Below are 18,642 nucleotides of genomic sequence, written 5' to 3'. Positions count from 1 at the left end.
GGATACCCCAATGGGGTGCATTTTGGGATTTGCTTGGTCAATAAATCGATTATACTGTATTTCCACGCAGAAATTCTTCTATGGACATCCTTCGTTTTCCTTCTGGCTGAAGCGAAGTTATGGCCAGGGTCCCATTTCCTGTTTTGAAGTGTAGGTAGGATTTGTTATCTGAAATATATTGGCCGGGCTCTAGTCCCTCTTGATGATTATTTACTGGCTTTGATGCAAAGATTTTACAGAATTTGTTGTTTACCATTGTCCATGCAGCCGGATAAGGGGAAAGACCGCGGATTAGGTTATGTATCGCTAGGGTAGATTTTTTCCAGTCGATTTGGCAGGTTTCTTTGAATATCTTAGGTGCATGGTTCATTGCCGTTGTGTTGTCTTGGGGCAGAGGTGTCACATTGCCATTGGCGATATCGCGGACGGTTTTTGCGACAAGTTTGGCTCCTCGGTGCATCAGTCGGTCGTAGAGTGTTCCGGCGGTATCCTCTTCGTAGATGGGTTCGCGTTCTTGATGAATGATGTTTCCGGTATCGATTTCATGCTGAAGAAAAAATGTGGTAACACCGGTTTCTTTTTCACCATTGATGATAGCCCAGTTGATCGGAGCCGCACCGCGGTAATTGGGAAGAAGGGAAGCGTGGAGGTTAAAGGTTCCCATAGGCGGCATGCTCCATACGGATTCCGGCAGCATCCGAAAGGCAACTACCACCTGCAAATCGGCCTGAAAACCCTTTAGTGTCTCCTGAAAATCTGGAGACTTTAAGTTGCTGGGCTGCAGGATCGGGATTCCGTGTTTTTGGGCACAATCCTTCACGGGAGAAGTCCCCAGTTTTTTGCCGCGCCCCTGCGGTTTATCCGGAGCGGTGATGACGGCCACCACCTTCCAACCTTCCTCGATGAGCAGTTCCAGTGCGGGCACGGCAAATTCCGGCGTGCCCATGTAAATAATTCGCAGATCTTTTGGCATCACTTAGGGGTAAATCAAGTACTTTTTACGGATGGCGTGATAGTTTGTAAGCCCGGCTTGCCAGGAATCCTTGATTTCTGTTTCTGTTTTTCCGGCTAAGATGTCCTTTTTGAGTTGGTCGGTTCCGGCCAATTTATCGAAGAAATTATTGAAAAACGCCTCCTTTTTGCCCGATTTTCCATAGGCATCCAACAGGTGCTTTAACGTGAATCGGTGTGTGAGCGGTTCGTTTCTCAGGTCTTTGCCATAGCATAGCTTGTCCTGCTGGGGAGGATTTTTGGACATGCCCGGGATACTCACTGGGGTAAAGGTAAAGTCTCCAAATGAGAGATCCGGATAACCGTAGACCTGAAAAGGATAGTGGGTTCCTCTTCCCAAGCTGACGTCGGTGCCCTCGAAGAAGCAGAGGGAAGGATATAATCGGATAGCCACGTCGTTGGGAAGGTTGGGGGAGGGCTTCACCGGCAAGGAATAGGCCATATCATGTTGCCAATTGCCCACTTCGACCACGGTGAGGTCTGCCTTTATTCCTTTTTCAAGCCATCCTTCTCCATTGATCATCTGTGCCAGCTCGCCAACGGTGAGGCCATGCACGATGGGAATGGGGTGCATACCTACGAAGCTCGTATATCCCGGCTGCAGGATGGGGCCATCCACATAGTCGCCGTTTGGATTGGGGCGATCCATGACCAATAGCGGCTTTCCCTGCTCTGCGCAAGCTTCCATCAAATAGTGCAGGGTACTGATGTAGGTGTAAAATCGGATACCGACATCTTGAATGTCAAATATCACGACATCCACGTCGGATAACGCTTCTTTGGAAGGCTTTTTAGATGCACCGTACAGGGAAACCAAGGGTAGCCCTGTTGTTTTGTCTATTTCATTTTGCACGATTTCACCTGCGTCGGCATCGCCTCGGAAACCGTGTTCAGGGACAAATACTTTCTGTACTTTTATCCCCTCCTGCAACAGAAAATCCACCAAATGAAGGTTGTTCCGCGAGGTCAGCACGCTGGTCTGATTAACAGCCAAGGCTACCCTTTTTTCCGCCAATAGGGGCAGGTATGCCTCCGGTCGGTCTGCCGCCGGCAAAATGGGGGAGGCAGCTTCGACTTCCTCCGTGTGGTTCGATTCGGTGCCCCTACCGCTCTTGCTCTGACAATGTGTGAGATTGCCGAACAAAATTGCTGCGAGAAGTATTATCTTTAGGTGCTTCATTGTAATTTGCGTTTCTTCTAACAAAATAAACGATCTCATTGAACCTTTCCTACTTCATCGCCAAAAGAATAAGTTTTAAACGAACCGGAGGATTTACCGGGACGATTCATCGGATAGCTGTTGCCAGCATTGCGATAGGCCTAGCGATAATGATTGTCTCGTTTATGATTTTGGGAGGGTTTCAGGAGGTGATTTCGGAAAAGGTGTTTTCATTTACGGGTCACTACCAGTTGCACCGATTCGTTATGTCCAAGTCTTTGGAAGAGTCACCTACCAGCAAGGACAGCTTTTTTTTTACCGAATACCCCAAACACGACTACATACGTCATGTGCAAAGCTATGCTACTAAACCGGGATTGCTTAAAGGTGACCAAGAGGTGGAAGGAGTTATTCTAAAGGGGGTGGGGCCAGATTTCGATAGCCTGACCTTCTCCACATCTTTGGTAAAGGGTAGATTCATTCACTTCCCAGCCGAAGGTGTGGCGTCGAACGAAATAATCCTGAGTACCAAAATAGCCAGAAAACTTCTGTTGGATGTGGGCGATCGGATTACCATGTACTTTGTGCAGGATCCTCCGCGTTTCCGCAGGTTTGAGGTGGTCGGGTTGTATGAGACTTTTCTGGAAGATTTTGATGACAAGGTAATCCTTGGGGACATTCAGACCATTCGGGTGTTGAATGATTGGGAAGCTGAGGAAGTGGGTGGTTTTGAAGTGTTTGTAGACAATGCAGCCAATATAGACCAATATGCCACCAAATTGTACGATCTGATGGATTATGATCTTAAAATGGTCAAAGCCACTGATAAATACCTGCAGATCTTTGACTGGCTGGAGTTGTTAAATAACAATGTATATGTTTTTTTGGGGTTGATTCTTTTTGTGGCTGCTTTTAATATGGTATCCATTCTTTTTATTTTGATAATGGAGCGGACGCAAATGATTGGGATTCTGAAGGCGCTGGGCGCAAAAAATCATCAAATACGTCGCATTTTTGTCTGGAATGGGTTACGGATTATCGGTAGGGGCATGTTGATCGGAAACTTGGTAGGGCTTGGATTTGGATTGATTCAAGAAAAAACCCAGGTGATCACCTTGGATCCGGAAAGTTATTACATGTCTTTTGTGCCCGTTTTTTGGGATTGGTCCATGATTTTTGGCTTGAATATGTTAATCTTAATAATTACCACGGCGGTGCTTTTTATTCCGGCGATGGTCATTGCAAATGTAAACCCGATTAAATCCATCCGGTTTGACTAGGAATGGCTCAATTAACGGAAATGTGTAAGTCCCATGGTGAGCCTTTCAGGTTATTCCCTTAAAAATGAGACTTTAAATGGGGATTTCCTTCCAGATTAGGAGGACAAGTATGCATCGCTTGCTGGCTGATACCCTCGTAAGAGACTTTTAGCTTTCATATAGATTACGCCAAAGATCGCTTCCCGGAAGATGTGCTTTGACATTTTCGATGTGCCTTTGGTACGATCGGTAAAGATGATAGGGATTTCTTTTACCTTAAAACCAAGTTTCCAAGCGGTAAATTTCATTTCAATCTGAAATGCATAGCCGATAAATTTGATCTTTTCCAGGTCTATCGTACGCAGTACTTTCTGCCGGTAGCAGACAAACCCTGCCGTGGTATCCCGTATAGGGATACCGGTGATGAACTGCACGTATTTACTGGCAAAAAAGGACATCAAAACCCTCCCCATGGGCCAATTGACCACGTTGACACCCGTAATATACCTGGATCCTACAGCCATATCGCAATCTCCCCTGTTGCATGCATCGTAGAGGCGGGGTAAATCCGCAGGGTTGTGCGAAAAATCCGCATCCATTTCAAAAATATAGTCGTAATTTCGGGCGAGTGCGTACTGGAACCCTTCTATATAGGCTGTTCCCAAGCCTTGCTTTCCTTCCCGCTGCAACAGAAAAAGCCGATCAGGGAAGGTTTCCTGCTCTTTCTTTACCTGTGCGGCGGTTCCGTCGGGCGACTGATCATCAATGATTAGTAGGTGATAGTTCTCCTCCAAACCCATCACCGCATGGATCATATCTGAGATGTTTTCTATCTCGTTGTAAGTGGGAATGATGACCAGTTTGTCGTTTTTCATAGGAAAATAGAGGACAAAAATAGCGTTTACCACGGGGGATTCAAGGCCAAACCCCGTTAAAATATGTAAACCTATCCGATTTATCCCTTAAGTAACCATAGAACGAACCTGCCAACCTCGAGTCTTCACGGAATGCGCAAGCGCTAAAGCTGGTTCAAAGGGTTTATAAGAGGTTTACCCAACAAGGGGATTTCAATTTCAAATTGTTGGCCATTTCTTACTTGGATGCCTTCTGCGAAACTCAATACAGACGTTCCGAAGTAGTGGATGTGTACGTCTCCCGGCTGCCTGAATAGCTCATATTTAAAATGATGGTGTTCCAGGTTTTGGATATTATGGCTCATATTCGCCTCTCCGGTCAGAAATTCCTTCTTCCAGATAGTCTGCTCACCCTCTTTTACGCTACAGGTTCCTACCAAATGCTTGGGAAGCTCTCCTATAAATATTTCCGGCCCATACGAACATTGTCGCAGTTTGGAATGTGCGAGGTAGAGATAGTTGATTTTTTCCATCTTGTGGTCCGAAAACTCATTACCTACCGCAAATCCTACCCGAAAGGGAGTGCCGTCCGGCTTATTGACATAAATGCCGACTATTTCCGGTTCTTCCCCTCCGTCCAGTGCGAATGTAGGAGATTGAAGCGGTCTCCCCGGAGCGACAACCATGAGACCATTGCCCTTGTAAAACCATTCCGGTTGCACACCGGGTGTTTCGCCTTGCATTTTGCCTCCTTCCAGCCCCATTCGGAACATTTTCATTGAATCTGTCAGCTCCTCGGGATCTGTCTGCTGCAGTTTTTGATGCATGCTGTCCCGGGAGGTGGCACTGCCCAGGTGGGTGAGTCCCGTGCCGGTGACCCAGGTGTGATAAGGATCCGGGTGGGAAAGGGGGACATCCACTTGGTTGTTGGCTAATAGGTATTCATAGTTCTCCGAGGCATTGCCCACCAGCTCGTTTACCAGGTTTTCCAGGGATTTTCCGCTTTCGAAGTGCTTTTGTACTAAGCTGTACATGGAGGAGATTCCGTTTACTATCCGGATTCGCTCTCCGTTAACTAGCCCGACGTGGCCTCGGTTGGTATCGTCTCTGAATTGAATTAATCTCATGGTTCTTAGGTTTCCTGTGGGTTGTGTTTAATTTCCGCTGATGAAGTGCTGATGAATCTCAAATAGGTTTGGGTTAGCCGGGTTTACTCGGATGCGTACGGCATGCATATCCCGATCACCGAACGTTTGAACCTGGGTGAAGTTGGTGAGTACTTTTCGTTGGGCATCCATCAAAGGCTTATCTACGACGAATTTATGAAAGTCGCCATACAGGAGCAATACCGGTTTTTCAAATGCAGCTACACGCTCTCGGAGTAAGTTTACAAAGGACAAGTGGCCATTGGTATCTTCTTGGCTTCGGTAATTAAGGCCTGCATGAATAGTAAGGACGATTCCACGGTGGTTTTTTTCGGTAGCTAAGTCAAATACACGATTCAGCCAAAAGAGAGAAGCCATTTCCCTTTCAAAAAACTCGTCGTTCAGCGCCAAGGTGTCCAGTTTTAGGTTATTGTTGGAGCCAACAACGTGGATGGTGGCAAAGGAAATCCCGTCTTTGTCCCACAGGGCATTTTCAACGAATTTCTCCAAGCCCTCATAGGTGTTTTGGGTATGGAGGGCTATGGGATTTTTTCCTTGGCTTTCGCCTTCGGAGAAAAATAGTTGGCGGAGTTTGTCCAGGCGTTCTTCTGGATCGTATTCGCCACATGCAGGTCGATGGCAATCGGTCCATTCGTTGTCTCCAGGCGTATAAATCAGGGGTTGTTCGAACTCGCTGAAGTAGCCCTTGATCTGCTCAAAATACGCATCGCTACACGGCGTACTACCGGATTTGATATCTCCCACATGTATGGTAAATGCCGGGGCGTAGTCGTTGATGGCCTGAACCATATTTTCGAATCTCGAAAAGTCTTCCGGCAGGTGATAGGGCACATCGCCAATTGCCATAAACTCAAACGAACCGTTGGTTGAAGGTTTGCAAGAAGCCGCGAAAACGATTGCGCCTGCCAATAAGGAAAAGATATTCACTTTCATTTAGGTAGGTTTAAGGGAACTTAAAATTACGTGTTTTTTTGAATAATGAATCTTGTGCAGTAAAAATGGCGGTAGCTAGGGAGAAATGACCAACCGTGAAAATTATTTCGGTTCAAAATTTTTGTCACCCTATAAAAACTGTTAGGTTTGTAGGGTAATAAAAAAGACCTCGTTTTTCCTCTAATACTTCGTATTTACGATATTTATCCGATAATTTGGTGGCCTCGTTTATATATATGCATTTTTCCGAAATTACGACCATTATCTTGGTGATTGCCTTAGTGGTTGTCTTGTTTAAAGACTATATACGCGCAGCTTTTGCGTTTTTGATCACTGCCTTCCTATTTCTGATATTGCAGATCATCAAGCCAGAGGAGTTTTTAGCAGGTTTGGCGAATAAGCAGATCATGGTAATTTTTTTACTGATTGGTTTGACCGCCGGAATACAGCGTAACATTGGGACCGGTTTTTTCTTTCGGTTATTCAGTCAAAAGTTGGGTCCAGGGGCATTTAGGATTCGGATGATGGTGTTAGTAAGCAGTTTATCAGCGGTGTTGAACAATACGCCGGTGGTCGCTTTTATGATACCTTACGTGAAGGAATGGTCGGCGGTCAACAATTACCCAGCGTCTAAGTTTTTGATTCCGTTATCTTACTCCACTATTCTGGGAGGTATGATTACCGTAATTGGAACGTCGACCAATCTAGTGCTTAATGGGCTCATCAGCCAATATGACCTACCGATACTGGGTTTTGCGGACTTTTTGTTTTTGGGGCTTTTAGTGACTGTGCTTGGCGTCATTTATCTAGGATTCTTTTCCCATTACCTGCTGCCAGATAGGGAAGAAAATAAAAGCGAAGTCATTCAGCATTTGAATGAATACGTGGTGGAAACCTACCTTCCTGAGGGATCGAAGATGGCCGGTAAGACAGTCAAAGAGGCAGGTTTGCGGAACCTAAAGGAGATTTTTTTGGCGGAGATATCGAGGGATGGGCAGGAAATTTCTCCTGTTTCACCAAAAGAGGTATTGCGGGCCGGAGACAAGCTGTTTTTCACGGGGAATACCAAGGCCATCTTAACGCTAATCCAAGAGGAAAATGGGCTGACATTGCCGGAAGAGAGCCATGTAACTCAGAATGCATTCTTTCAACTAACGGAGGCCGTGGTTCCGGCATCTTCGTCGTTGATCGGGGAAAAGGTGAAAAACAGTGATTTTCGCAAGCGGTATCAGGCATCCATCATTTCCATCCATAGAAACGGCGAAATCATCAAGGGAAACATTGGTGAGACCCGTTTACAGGCAGGGGATCTGCTGTTGATGTTGACCGGAAAAAACAGCCTACAAAGCGATCAGCCCAAAGACTTGATCATCATCACGCTTCAAGGAGAAATACAGCCCGATCGGAAAAGGGGAAAGAAAGTGCCTAGTTTATTGGCCATTGTAATTTTGATATTGGGCATTGTTGGCGTAATGGATTTGTTCATGGCTGCTTTTACGGGCATTATTATTTTATATGTTTTTAAAGTATTAAATTTGGCGACTCTACGGAAATCCGTAGATCTTGACTTGCTATTGATTTTGGTAAGCTCTTTGGCGATTGGTACGGCGTTGAAAAATTCAGGGGCAGCTAATTTATTGGCGGAGGGAATTTTGTGGCTTACCAACGGATCAGGGGCGATGATATCCTTGGTTGTTTTGTTTGTTCTCACGCTGTTGCTTACTAGCTTGATTACAAATGCGGCGGCGGTTTCCATTATGTTTCCATTGGCCTTGGAGATTGGTACTCAATTAGGACTTCCGTTGACACCGTTCTTTGTCACCATTGCCTTTGCCGCTTCCGGAGATTTCATGACTCCGATTGGTTATCAAACGAATCTAATGGTTATGGGGCCTGGGAGTTACAAGTTCAAAGATTATTTCAAGGTCGGTTTGCCATTGACGGTACTTTATACCGCTACAGTACTCTTATTTGTCCGATGGTTTTACGGCATTAGTTAGGCATTAACAAGTAATTTAAGATAAAGAATCGAAATATGCAGGAAGATATCCATCCTACTGAATTCAAAGTATCCCAGGCTATTAGGGTTCAGTCACTAGGCCAACGTCCCCGTTTGCTTTGGTTTACTGGGTTGTCCGGTTCGGGCAAATCCACTCTAGCCAACGGCGTGGAGTATGCGTTGCATCAAATGGGTTTCCATACCTATCTATTAGATGGCGACAATATACGTACCGGCCTAAACAAAGACCTTACCTTTTCGGAAACCGACCGGGTTGAAAATATCCGCCGAATTGGCGAGGTAAGCAGGCTAATGCTTGACGCCGGACTGATTGTACTTTCTGCGTTTATTTCGCCGTTTATTTCCGATCGAGAGATTATAAAAAATTTGGTAGGCGCGGAAAATTACCTCGAGGTTTTTGTAGATTGTCCTTTGGAGGTATGTGAACAGCGGGATGTAAAGGGATTGTATCAAAAAGCGCGCAAGGGGTTGATCAAGGATTTTACGGGTATAGGATCTCCCTATGAGGCACCCCCGAACCCGTTTATGGTCATTAAAACAGCAGAAGACCAGCTAGAGGATTCAATAAAAAATATCGTACAGGCTATACAGCCAATAATCAATCGTTAATATGGGACAATATTATTTATCACATTTAAAGGAGCTGGAAGCAGAGGCCATTTTCGTCATTCGGGAGGTAGTTTCCCAGTTTGAGAAGCCGGCGTTGCTGTTTTCCGGTGGAAAGGACAGCATTGTTTTGGCCCATTTATCCAAAAAGGCATTTTATCCTTCGCGAATTCCCTTTCCTTTGATTCACATAGATACCGGACACAATTTTCCCGAAACTATTGAGTTTCGGGATTCGCTTGTCGAACGCTTGGGAGTTCAGCTGATCGTCGGGTCCGTGCAGGAAAGCATAGATAAGGGCAGAGTACGGGAGGAAACCGGCGTAAATGCGAGCCGAAATGCGCTTCAGACGGTTACCCTATTGGATACGCTAGAAGCCTATAAAATAGATGCGGCGATGGGTGGTGCCCGTCGCGATGAGGAGAAGGCAAGGGCCAAGGAACGCTTTTTTTCACACAGGGATGAGTTTGGGCAGTGGGATCCCAAAAATCAACGCCCCGAGTTGTGGAATCTTTTCAATGGAAGAAAGCACATGGGCGAGCACTTCCGTGTGTTTCCTATTTCAAACTGGACCGAAATGGATGTATGGCAGTACATTCAACACGAAAATATACCTTTACCAACGCTTTATTTTTCCCATCAACGGGAATGCGTTGTCCGAGACGGTGTCATCTTGGCCAAGTCGGAATTTATCAAAATCCAGTCCCACGAGGAAGTGAGGACAATGACTGTCCGGTATCGAACCTGTGGCGATATGCCGATAACCGGGGCGGTGGAGTCGGAGGCAGACGATCTTCAAAAGATCATTGAAGAGGTAGCCACTACCCGAACCACGGAAAGAGGTACCCGAGCAGACGATAAGCGCGGGGAGACTGCCATGGAAGACCGGAAGAAGAGTGGCTACTTCTAGCATTTTAAAGGGATAAGCCTACGTTAAGGCTTAAAGCCAAAGGAGGTTTCTGCCTACCTGTAAGCAGACGTATTCTCCGAATAGTTCTAAAAATAATGACACAAAAATGGCAATTCAAGAAAACAATCAGATATTAAGATTCACTACCGCCGGATCAGTGGATGACGGTAAGAGCACATTGATAGGGCGTTTGTTATACGACTCCAAGTCGATTTTTGAAGATCAAATAGAGGCCGTTAAATCCTCTAGTCAAAAGAAGGGATTCGATTACGTTGATTTGTCGCTATTGACCGATGGCTTAAAATCAGAACGGGAGCAAGGTATCACGATCGATGTCGCCTACCGGTATTTTGCTACGCCCAAGCGAAAATTTATCATAGCAGATACACCGGGCCATATTCAATATACCCGAAACATGGTAACGGGGGCTTCTACGGCAAATTTGGCCATTATATTGGTGGATGCGAGAAAGGGGCTGCTGGAGCAGACCTTTAGACATTCATTTATCGCTTCATTGCTTAAAATCCCTCATGTAATTGTATGTGTCAATAAGATGGATTTGGTGGATTACAGCGAAGAGGTGTACGAAAAGATCGTCAAGGATTACAAGGCATTTTCGAGTAAAATGGATATAAAGGATGTGCAGTTTGTTCCCATTTCCGCATTGAACGGAGATAACGTGGTAGATCGCTCCAAGAACATGCCTTGGTACGAAGGATCTACCTTACTGTACTTGTTGGAACATGTGCATATCGCCTCAGACCTTAACCACATCGATTGCCGATTTCCGGTGCAGATGGTCATCAGGCCCCATACGTTGGAGCACCAAGATTTCAGGGGCTATGCAGGTAGAATAGAGGGAGGAATATTTAAGCCAGGGGATGAAGTTAAGGTGCTTCCCTCCGGATTTGCTTCTCGCATAAAAACCATCGAGCTAAATGGGGAGCAAATCCAAGAGGCTTTCGCGCCCATGTCTGTGACCATTACGTTGGAGGACGAAATCGACATCAGCCGGGGAGACATGCTAGTCCGACCGAATAACGTCCCGCAAGTAGGTCAGGACTTGGAAGTGATGCTTTGCTGGATGAACCAGCGGCCGCTGCAGGGAAGAACAAAATTTATATTGAGACATACCACACAAGAATGCCAAGCCATGGTGAAAGATGTCCAATATCGGGTAAATGTGAATACCCTGCACAGAGAAGAGGGCATATCTGAATTGGGACTGAACGAAATCGGACGAGTAAGTATTCGAGCCGCTCAGCCATTGTTTTTTGATTCGTATAGAAGAAACAGACAGACGGGTAGCCTTATTCTCGTAGATCCAAATACCAATGAGACCATGGCCGCAGGCATGATAATTTAAAGTATATATGAAAATTGACCTACAATTACTGACGGAGGTAGCAAAGGGCGCCGCTTGTGCAGCAGGAAAAAAAATACTGGAAATATACGAAGCGGCTGACGTTGAAGTAGCCTACAAAAAGGATGATTCACCGTTGACGAAGGCCGACCAAGCTGCACATCACGTCATCATGGAGTTTCTTCTTGAAACCGGTATCCCGGTATTGTCTGAAGAGGGGAAGGATATACCCTACACCGAACGTTCGCAGTGGGACTATTTTTGGATGGTAGATCCCCTGGATGGCACAAAGGAATTTATTCGAAAAAACGGCGAGTTTACCGTAAATATCGCACTGATTCATACAGGTCAGCCCATTTTGGGAGTGGTATATGCACCTGTATTGGATTGGCTGTATTGGGGTAATGGAGAAGAAGGCGCTTGGAAACAGGTAGGGAATGGTGTTGCGGAACGTTTGATTTTGCCGTCTGGGCGTCGAGTGGACACCATTGTTGCAAGTCGGTCTCATTTAACAGAGGAGACGCAAGCATTCTTGGACAAATTTCCCGGTGTAGAAGTGGTGAGCATGGGCTCGTCGTTGAAATTCCTATTGGTTGCCGAGAACAAGGCACAGGTATATCCCCGGTTTGCCCCTACCATGGAGTGGGATACGGCTGCTGCCCATGGTGTATTAAAAGCTATGGGAGCGGAGGTGTTGTTAGCCGGTGGAACCGAACCTCTTAGATATAACAAAGAAGTACTTTTGAATCCTTACTTCGTTTGTTTTAATACAGGCGTGCTACCAGATTAAAGTCACATGGAGGGGTGTTGGTGAAGGCAGGCTATTGGTTAGTACGCATTGTCGTTTTTTAATAAAATGAGCTTTGCGGTCCAAAAGATGATAATCAGGTCCATCCAAACCGTTCCCTTTTTTATGTAAAAGAAATCCAGTTTTAGTCGAGACGCCATTTGCCTACTTTCTCGTATGGCACCACGGTATCCTTTAGCCTGCGCCAATCCGGTGATCCCGGGCTTGACTACGTGCCTTTTCATGAGATCCCGGTGTTCCCTGGCATACACATCATTAAGTAATAGGGGATGGGGCCTTGGTCCTACGATGGACATTTCACCCTTTAGCACATTGAAAATTTGCGGTAGTTCATCAATGCTTGTCCTCCGGAGAATGCGCCCTATAGGTGTAATACGGGGGTCATTGATCGATGTCTGTCGGAAGTCAGCTTCCCGGTTCATCTTAAGCGTACGGAACTTGTAGCAATAAAACGGAATATTGTCTTTTCCATGCCGTAACTGTTTGAAGATAACCGGACCTTTGGAGGAGCTCTTGATCAGTAACCATACAATGGGGTAAAGCCACGAAAGAACGAACACCAATAAGGATAACGAGATAGACACGTCCATTATTCTCTTCGAAAGGCTTTCACTGACTCTTGGGGATAACAATAAAGCCGTATTGTCGCTGAAAAATTGGTCCTCTAGGTCTCTACAATATTCTTCCTCTTCTACCCTGGCAAAGACTTTTTGCATAAAACGTTAAAATTTCCTATTAAAATCCCTTGAGATTCAGAATTGTTAAATTATGCCGTATTATTTGACTTTTCTAAAATTGAATTTAAAGATACGTGGATTTTTGGGATTTTTGAAAATTTCCTCTTTAAATTACCTACTAGTACGTAAAAGCTGTAAATGTGTTCGTGGAATTTGCTGATGTTTGCAAGGTATTTTGCAAAATAAATAAGGGAAATACCGGCCAAAATCGGAGATACTAAGCGCTTGGTGCTATTGAAAGAATAATTCCATCCCAAGCCATAAGGTCTCTGGTATTTAAACGGGCAAGATAGAAAAGAGAGTGGACGAACTATTTTTAAAACCCGGTTAAAATAATTAATATTGCGTATCACTCTTATTATAGGAGTTTAGTTGTTTAGCCGTTTTTCGTTGAGGAAAGTTTTAAGGGTTCTTTCACATATTATTTTAATCAAGTATAAGGCAGTGGGAATGAAAATCAAATCAATTTGTTGCATTGGGGCTGGGTACGTTGGAGGACCAACGATGGCTGTTATCGCCAAGAAATGCCCTCAGATCAAGGTCACCGTAGTCGATATCAATGAAGCAAGAATAGCGGCATGGAATGACGAAGATGTAAATAATATCCCGGTTTACGAACCTGGGCTTGGTGAAGTGGTTGCAGAGGCCCGTGGCAGAAATCTCTTTTTTTCTACCGATGTGGATGGGGCCATCGATGAAGCGGACATGGTGTTTATATCCGTTAACACACCTACCAAAACCTATGGAGAGGGAAAGGGACTGGCCGCGGATCTTAAGTGGATTGAGCTTTGTGCTAGGCAGATAGCAAGGGTGGCAACCAATGACAAAATTGTTGTCGAAAAATCTACGCTGCCAGTTCGTACAGCAAGCACCATCAAGTCTATCTTGAATCATACCGGGAGTGGTGTGAATTTCCAAATCCTTTCCAATCCGGAGTTCTTGGCAGAAGGTACTGCCGTGGATGATCTTATGAGTCCAGATAGGGTGTTGATTGGGGGAGATCAAACACCGGAAGGGTTGAATGCGATTCAGGCTCTCGTGGATGTCTATGCGGAATGGGTGCCAAGAGATCGGATTTTGACCACCAATGTGTGGTCTTCGGAACTTTCTAAATTGACCGCCAACGCATTTTTGGCGCAACGAGTTTCTTCGATAAATTCACTTTCGGAGCTTTGTGAGCACACCGAGGCGGATATCAACGAAGTGGCCAGGGCCATCGGATCAGATAGTAGGATCGGCCCCAAGTTTTTGAAAGCCTCCGTAGGTTTTGGGGGGTCCTGTTTCCAAAAGGACATCCTGAACTTAGTCTATATTTCCAGATCCTATGGACTGGATGAGGTAGCTGACTATTGGGAGCAGGTGATTAAGATGAATGATCATCAGAAAAGGCGGTTTGCCAAAAAGATCATAAGAAGCTTATACAATACCGTAAACGGAAAGAAAATTGCATTATTGGGGTGGGCATTCAAAAAAGACACCAACGATACGAGAGAATCGGCAGCCATCTATGTGTCGGATCATTTGTTGTTTGAGCAAGCCAATATTTCTGTCTATGATCCGAAGGTGAAAGAAGAACAGGTTTTTGTTGACATGGATTACCTTAATACAAGGTCTTCAGAGGAAAACCGGAAGTATATTGAAGTGGTAAATGATCCTTATGAGGCTTGTAAAGGAGCCCACGCAATTGCGGTTATGACCGAATGGGATGAATTCAAGGCCTATGACTGGCAACGTATTTACGATAATATGCTGAAGCCCGCCCATGTATTCGACGGACGAAATATTCTCGATAGGGAGAAATTAAAGAACATTGGATTTCAAGTCTATGCAATTGGAAGTGCCGGGTAATCCAGCAGAGCCAACAGTAAAATTTCAGAGGTCGCCTTACAAGGTGGCCTCTTTTTTTGTCTAGCTATTAATAACGAGGTGCGCATCTTCAGCAAGTTTTTTCATCTGTCTAAAATTGTTTTTCAGCGGTCAGATGGAATCCCTGCCTACCGGCAGGCAGGTCGCATGGTTACCCCGATAGCTATCGGGGCATCCCAGTGTGTGACAGGTACGTCATGCTCGATTTCATGGAGCGAAAGGAAGCATCATGTTTTGTATCAACCTTTTTTATTTTTTAGAAATAATATATTGTATAAGTATGTTTTTTAAGAATAAAAAATTTATGTTTTTTGAAAAATCAGAAATATAATTTATTAATGATATTTATTTCATAATTTTATATTTTAAAAATAAGCGGTATTTATTGGTACTAATTAATCTGATTTTGAATTTGGTGAGTCATTTATTTTTAAATAAAGAAAATGTTTAGTAGAATTGGAAATCGATAAAAGATGAAATTTCTAAACATTTATCTTTTAGCATTGTTTTTTATAGGAACTAAACCCGAAATTATATGGATAGCATATTTAACCTATCAAAAAGCGTATTTTTAACCTATTGTCATTATTTCTATAACTTTTTCACTTAGATTATACCTGAATTTTTGTATTTCAGGTTTTTCTTCTCGAAAATATGCGCAAACGCTGGTGGTCTACAGATTAAGGGACTGTTCAGGGCGAGCATGTTGATTAATAATTCACAATTAAACCAAAACCAATTAGCTTATGTCAACAATCTACAGGAGTTTCTATGCGTCCTTAGCCTTGTTGCTGTTTTCAGCGACGATGCTATTTGCGCAGCAACGGGAAATCAGCGGAGTGGTATCCGATGATTTTGGCGATCCGCTTCCGGGGGCGGCCGTGCTTTTAAAGGGCACGAGCACCGGTACGGTGACAGACATTGACGGTGAATACCGCATCAATGTACCTAATGACGAGGCTGTACTCGTTTTTTCCTTTTTGGGATATGAAAACAAGGAAGAAGTAGTCGGTACGAGGTCTACACTAAATGTCACGCTGGCGCAGGCTGTCAGTGGTCTAGACGAGGTGGTGATCACCGGATACGGTGCCCAGTCCAGAAGGGACATTACTGGAGCTGTTACTTCGGTGGATACTGAAGATCTCTTGGCCATACCTGCCACCACATTTGCGCAGCAATTACAGGGTAGGGCCGCTGGTGTAACCATCATTAATGACGCTACTCCAGGAGGAGGGGCAACAGTTCGAATCAGGGGGTTTGGTACGATCAACAACAACGATCCCCTCTATGTGATCGATGGAGTTCCAACCCAAAATCAGGGCAATCTCAATCCGAACGATATCGAGTCTATTCAGATTTTGAAAGATGCTTCGGCGGCTTCCATCTACGGGTCACGAGCAGCAAACGGAGTCGTGATTGTTACCACCAAGCGGGGTAAAGTAGGTAAGCCGACCATCGCTTTTGATGCGTTTTATGGTACCCAGCGTGCGGAGCGCGGTCCAGAGCCGCTGAATGCGGAAGAGCTGGGACGGTATCTATACCTAGCCAATACGCTTCATGGTCGTACTCCTACGCACGGGCAGTACACCTGGGGACCAAATGGTGAGGTCAGTCTTCCGGATTATGTATTCCCCAGTGGTGCGATGACGGGAGACCCAAGAACAGACCCCTCGCTGTATGCTTTGCAGCCAGGGAATATTTATCCGATTACCAGAGCGGCTGATACCAACTGGTGGAACGAGGTTACCCGCTCTGCGCCTATACAAAGCTACCAAGTTACTGCATCAGGAGGTACAGAGAACGGTCGATACGCGCTTTCTGTGAATTACTTTAACCAAGAGGGTATCGTAAAGGATATTGGGTATGATCGGTATTCCGTGCGTGCAAATACAGAGTTTAAAGCACTTAATGGAAAATTGACGCTAGGTGAAAACCTTTCTGTCACGGTAGGTCAGCGAAAGGGTGGATTTGGAAATGGCGTTGCCGGCAATAATGCGGAGCAAAATGCGGTTTTCAGTGCCTCTCTACAGCACCCCTTGCTTCCCGTATATGACATTATGGGCAATTTTGCCGGAAGTAGGGGGGCTAACCTAGGTAACAACTTCAATCCAGTGGCGGTACTCTCCAGGGCACAGGATAACCGAAATCTTTCTTTGCGCGCTTTTGGTAACATCTACGGGTCCTATCAGATTACCGATAATATTGAAGTGAAGACCAGCTTAGGAGTAGATGCCAATACCAGAAGAGGGAGGTTTATTGGAAGGCCTCAACCGGAATACGTGGAAGGTAACTTCGTAAACAGTTCCTCTTCCGAGCACGAGTACACTTATCAGTGGGTTTGGACTAACACTGTCAGCTATGCCAAAACGTTTAACGAAGTACATAACTTTGACGCGTACGTAGGTATTGAGGCGATCAAAGAATTCGGCGAGATATTCGGAGGTCAGCGGCAGCGTTATGCGTTTGAAACAGTACCGGTAATAGGTTACCTCGATTTGGGTGACCCCAATACTGCGACTAACTTTGGTAGAGTAGTGAACGACTACCGACTGTACTCCCAATTTGGGCAGCTGAACTATAACTATGATGGTAAATACCTCGTTCAGTTCATTTTGAGAAATGACGGTTCTTCGCGATTTCTACAAGCGTCCCGAAATGCAACCTTCCCGGCATTTAGTTTGGGTTGGAGGCTTTCTGATGAAGATTTCATCGCCAACGCACTTCCTTTCGTATCTGACATGAAACTGCGTTACGGCTGGGGTAAGACAGGAAATCAGCTAATCGGGGATTACAACGCTTATACCACCTACCGTACCAACATATTTAATTCCGGTTTTCCTATTGATGGATCTTCGTCTACTCCCGCACTGGGTTTTGATGCAGCCCGCTTTGGAAATCCAAATGCTCGTTGGGAATCAACTACTTCCAATAACCTTGGACTTGATGTGGAGATTTTGGATGGCAAATTCTTCTTCGAATTGGACGTGTGGAACAGGGTAACCACAGATATGCTTTTTCAGGTACCTATTAGTTATGGCCATGGTGACGCGGTAGCACCGTTTGTTAACATCGGACAAATGACCAACCGAGGACTTGACCTGAACTTGGGATACAGCGAAACCTACTTAGGTGGAGACCTTCGCTTGAATGTTTCAGCTAACTATTCCATGTACCGAAACAACGTAGACAGATTGGCACAAAATGAAGACAATGTGCTGTTTGGAGCCTCTACCAGGGTTCCCTCTGTTACGGTGACACAGCAAGGATTCCCTATATCTTCCTTTTTTGGATACCGAAATGAGGGTATATTCCAAACACAGGAAGAGGTCAATGCCCACCCACCCTATGGAAATTACAATGCCGTTGGTAAGTTCAAAGTGGAGGATGTCAATGGAGACGGAATCATCACCGATGCCGACCGTACCATTATAGGTAACCCGCACCCTGACTTCGTTTACGGTATCAATGTCAATGTGGGGTATAAAAACTGGGACCTGACCTTATTTGGGAATGGTTCTGTCGGCAATGACATCTTTAACTACATGAGGTATTGGACAGACTTCAATACCTTCCAGGGTAATAAATCGCGACGAGCACTATATGATGCTTGGACTCCAGAAAACCCAGGTGGCACAGTACCGATCATGGACTCCAATGACCAGATTAGTAGTAGGCCTTCTACCTATTTTATCGAAGATGGTTCCTACTTCCGACTCAGGAACCTACAGCTCACTTACAACCTAACCCAAAATGTGCTGAGTAAGTTGGGAATGAACAGGGCATCCGTCTATTTCCAAGGCCAGAATTTGTTCACCCTTACCAATTATTCGGGTACCAACCCGGAGATTCAAACAGGTAGCAATAACACCATTGGCTTTGATGGCGGCTATATGCCGGTATCCAGAAATCTGATTCTTGGTGTAAATGTGACATTTTAACGCATAAGAAAA

The 18,642-nt window shown here is 45.1% G+C and carries 14 protein-coding genes; 8 read left to right on the top strand and 6 right to left on the bottom strand.

The genetic code is table 11. The features are described from left to right. Positions 1–49: 49 nt before the first annotated feature. Positions 50–973: a methionyl-tRNA formyltransferase gene (gene fmt / locus IAQ59_RS03460; protein ID WP_209329378.1), complete on the bottom strand. Its 924-nt coding sequence runs from the start codon at positions 971–973 to the stop codon at positions 50–52. A 3-nt stretch (positions 974–976) separates the two neighbouring features. Then, entirely contained in the window at positions 977–2,191 is a 1,215-nt protein-coding gene (locus IAQ59_RS03455; protein ID WP_209329377.1) for an exo-beta-N-acetylmuramidase NamZ family protein, read from the bottom strand. Between the two features lie 38 nt (positions 2,192–2,229). Between IAQ59_RS03455 and IAQ59_RS03450 the strand changes: the two genes are divergently transcribed. Next, positions 2,230–3,450: an ABC transporter permease gene (locus tag IAQ59_RS03450; RefSeq protein WP_209329376.1), complete on the top strand. Its 1,221-nt coding sequence runs from the start codon at positions 2,230–2,232 to the stop codon at positions 3,448–3,450. A gap of 95 nt (positions 3,451–3,545) precedes the next feature. Here the strand turns inward: IAQ59_RS03450 and IAQ59_RS03445 are convergent, their stop codons facing one another. The 3 genes from IAQ59_RS03445 to IAQ59_RS03435 form a co-directional block, all read right to left on the bottom strand. Then, positions 3,546–4,304, bottom strand: a complete 759-nt coding sequence (locus IAQ59_RS03445; protein WP_209329375.1) for a polyprenol monophosphomannose synthase — start codon at positions 4,302–4,304, stop codon at positions 3,546–3,548. Positions 4,305–4,447: 143 nt separating this feature from the next. Further along, a complete protein-coding gene (gene araD1, locus IAQ59_RS03440; protein ID WP_209329374.1) occupies positions 4,448–5,410 on the bottom strand; it encodes an AraD1 family protein in 963 nt (320 codons plus the stop codon). A gap of 27 nt (positions 5,411–5,437) precedes the next feature. Continuing rightward, positions 5,438–6,382, bottom strand: coding sequence for a metallophosphoesterase (locus IAQ59_RS03435; RefSeq protein ID WP_209329373.1), 945 nt, complete (start codon positions 6,380–6,382; stop codon positions 5,438–5,440). A gap of 236 nt (positions 6,383–6,618) precedes the next feature. On the opposite strand from IAQ59_RS03435, the gene IAQ59_RS03430 reads away from it, so the two are divergent. From IAQ59_RS03430 to cysQ, 5 genes are all read left to right on the top strand, one after another. Further along, positions 6,619–8,382 carry an SLC13 family permease gene (locus IAQ59_RS03430; RefSeq protein WP_209329372.1) on the top strand — a complete coding sequence of 588 codons (1,764 nt, stop codon included), beginning with the start codon at positions 6,619–6,621 and terminating at the stop codon, positions 8,380–8,382. A gap of 35 nt (positions 8,383–8,417) precedes the next feature. Next, on the top strand, positions 8,418–9,011 hold the full coding sequence (cysC, locus tag IAQ59_RS03425) for an adenylyl-sulfate kinase (RefSeq protein WP_209329371.1): 594 nt from the start codon (positions 8,418–8,420) through the stop codon (positions 9,009–9,011). Position 9,012: 1 nt separating this feature from the next. Next, positions 9,013–9,918, top strand: coding sequence for a sulfate adenylyltransferase subunit CysD (cysD, locus tag IAQ59_RS03420; protein ID WP_209329370.1), 906 nt, complete (start codon positions 9,013–9,015; stop codon positions 9,916–9,918). A gap of 106 nt (positions 9,919–10,024) precedes the next feature. After that, positions 10,025–11,284, top strand: coding sequence for a sulfate adenylyltransferase subunit CysN (cysN, locus tag IAQ59_RS03415; RefSeq protein WP_209329369.1), 1,260 nt, complete (start codon positions 10,025–10,027; stop codon positions 11,282–11,284). Between the two features lie 7 nt (positions 11,285–11,291). Next, positions 11,292–12,071 (top strand): 3'(2'),5'-bisphosphate nucleotidase CysQ, encoded by a 780-nt coding sequence (gene cysQ, locus IAQ59_RS03410; protein ID WP_209329368.1) that lies wholly within the window; start codon positions 11,292–11,294, stop codon positions 12,069–12,071. 38 nt (positions 12,072–12,109) lie between these two features. Here cysQ and IAQ59_RS03405 read toward each other — a convergent pair whose 3' ends face one another. Next, the gene (locus tag IAQ59_RS03405) at positions 12,110–12,805 is read right to left on the bottom strand and encodes a sugar transferase (RefSeq protein ID WP_209329367.1); all 696 of its coding nucleotides are present in this window, start codon (positions 12,803–12,805) and stop codon (positions 12,110–12,112) included. A gap of 471 nt (positions 12,806–13,276) precedes the next feature. Between IAQ59_RS03405 and IAQ59_RS03400 the strand changes: the two genes are divergently transcribed. Further along, positions 13,277–14,674 carry a UDP-glucose 6-dehydrogenase gene (locus IAQ59_RS03400; protein WP_209329366.1) on the top strand — a complete coding sequence of 466 codons (1,398 nt, stop codon included), beginning with the start codon at positions 13,277–13,279 and terminating at the stop codon, positions 14,672–14,674. 764 nt (positions 14,675–15,438) lie between these two features. Further along, complete coding sequence (locus IAQ59_RS03395) at positions 15,439–18,630, top strand: SusC/RagA family TonB-linked outer membrane protein (RefSeq protein WP_209329365.1); 3,192 nt, start codon at positions 15,439–15,441, stop codon at positions 18,628–18,630. Positions 18,631–18,642: the final 12 nt, after the last annotated feature.

Source organism: Lunatimonas salinarum (assembly GCF_017811155.1).
Lineage (GTDB): Bacteria > Bacteroidota > Bacteroidia > Cytophagales > Cyclobacteriaceae > Lunatimonas > Lunatimonas salinarum.
The sequence above is the reverse complement of the archived record's forward strand: the minus strand, read 5'-3'. Positions and strand labels throughout refer to the sequence as shown.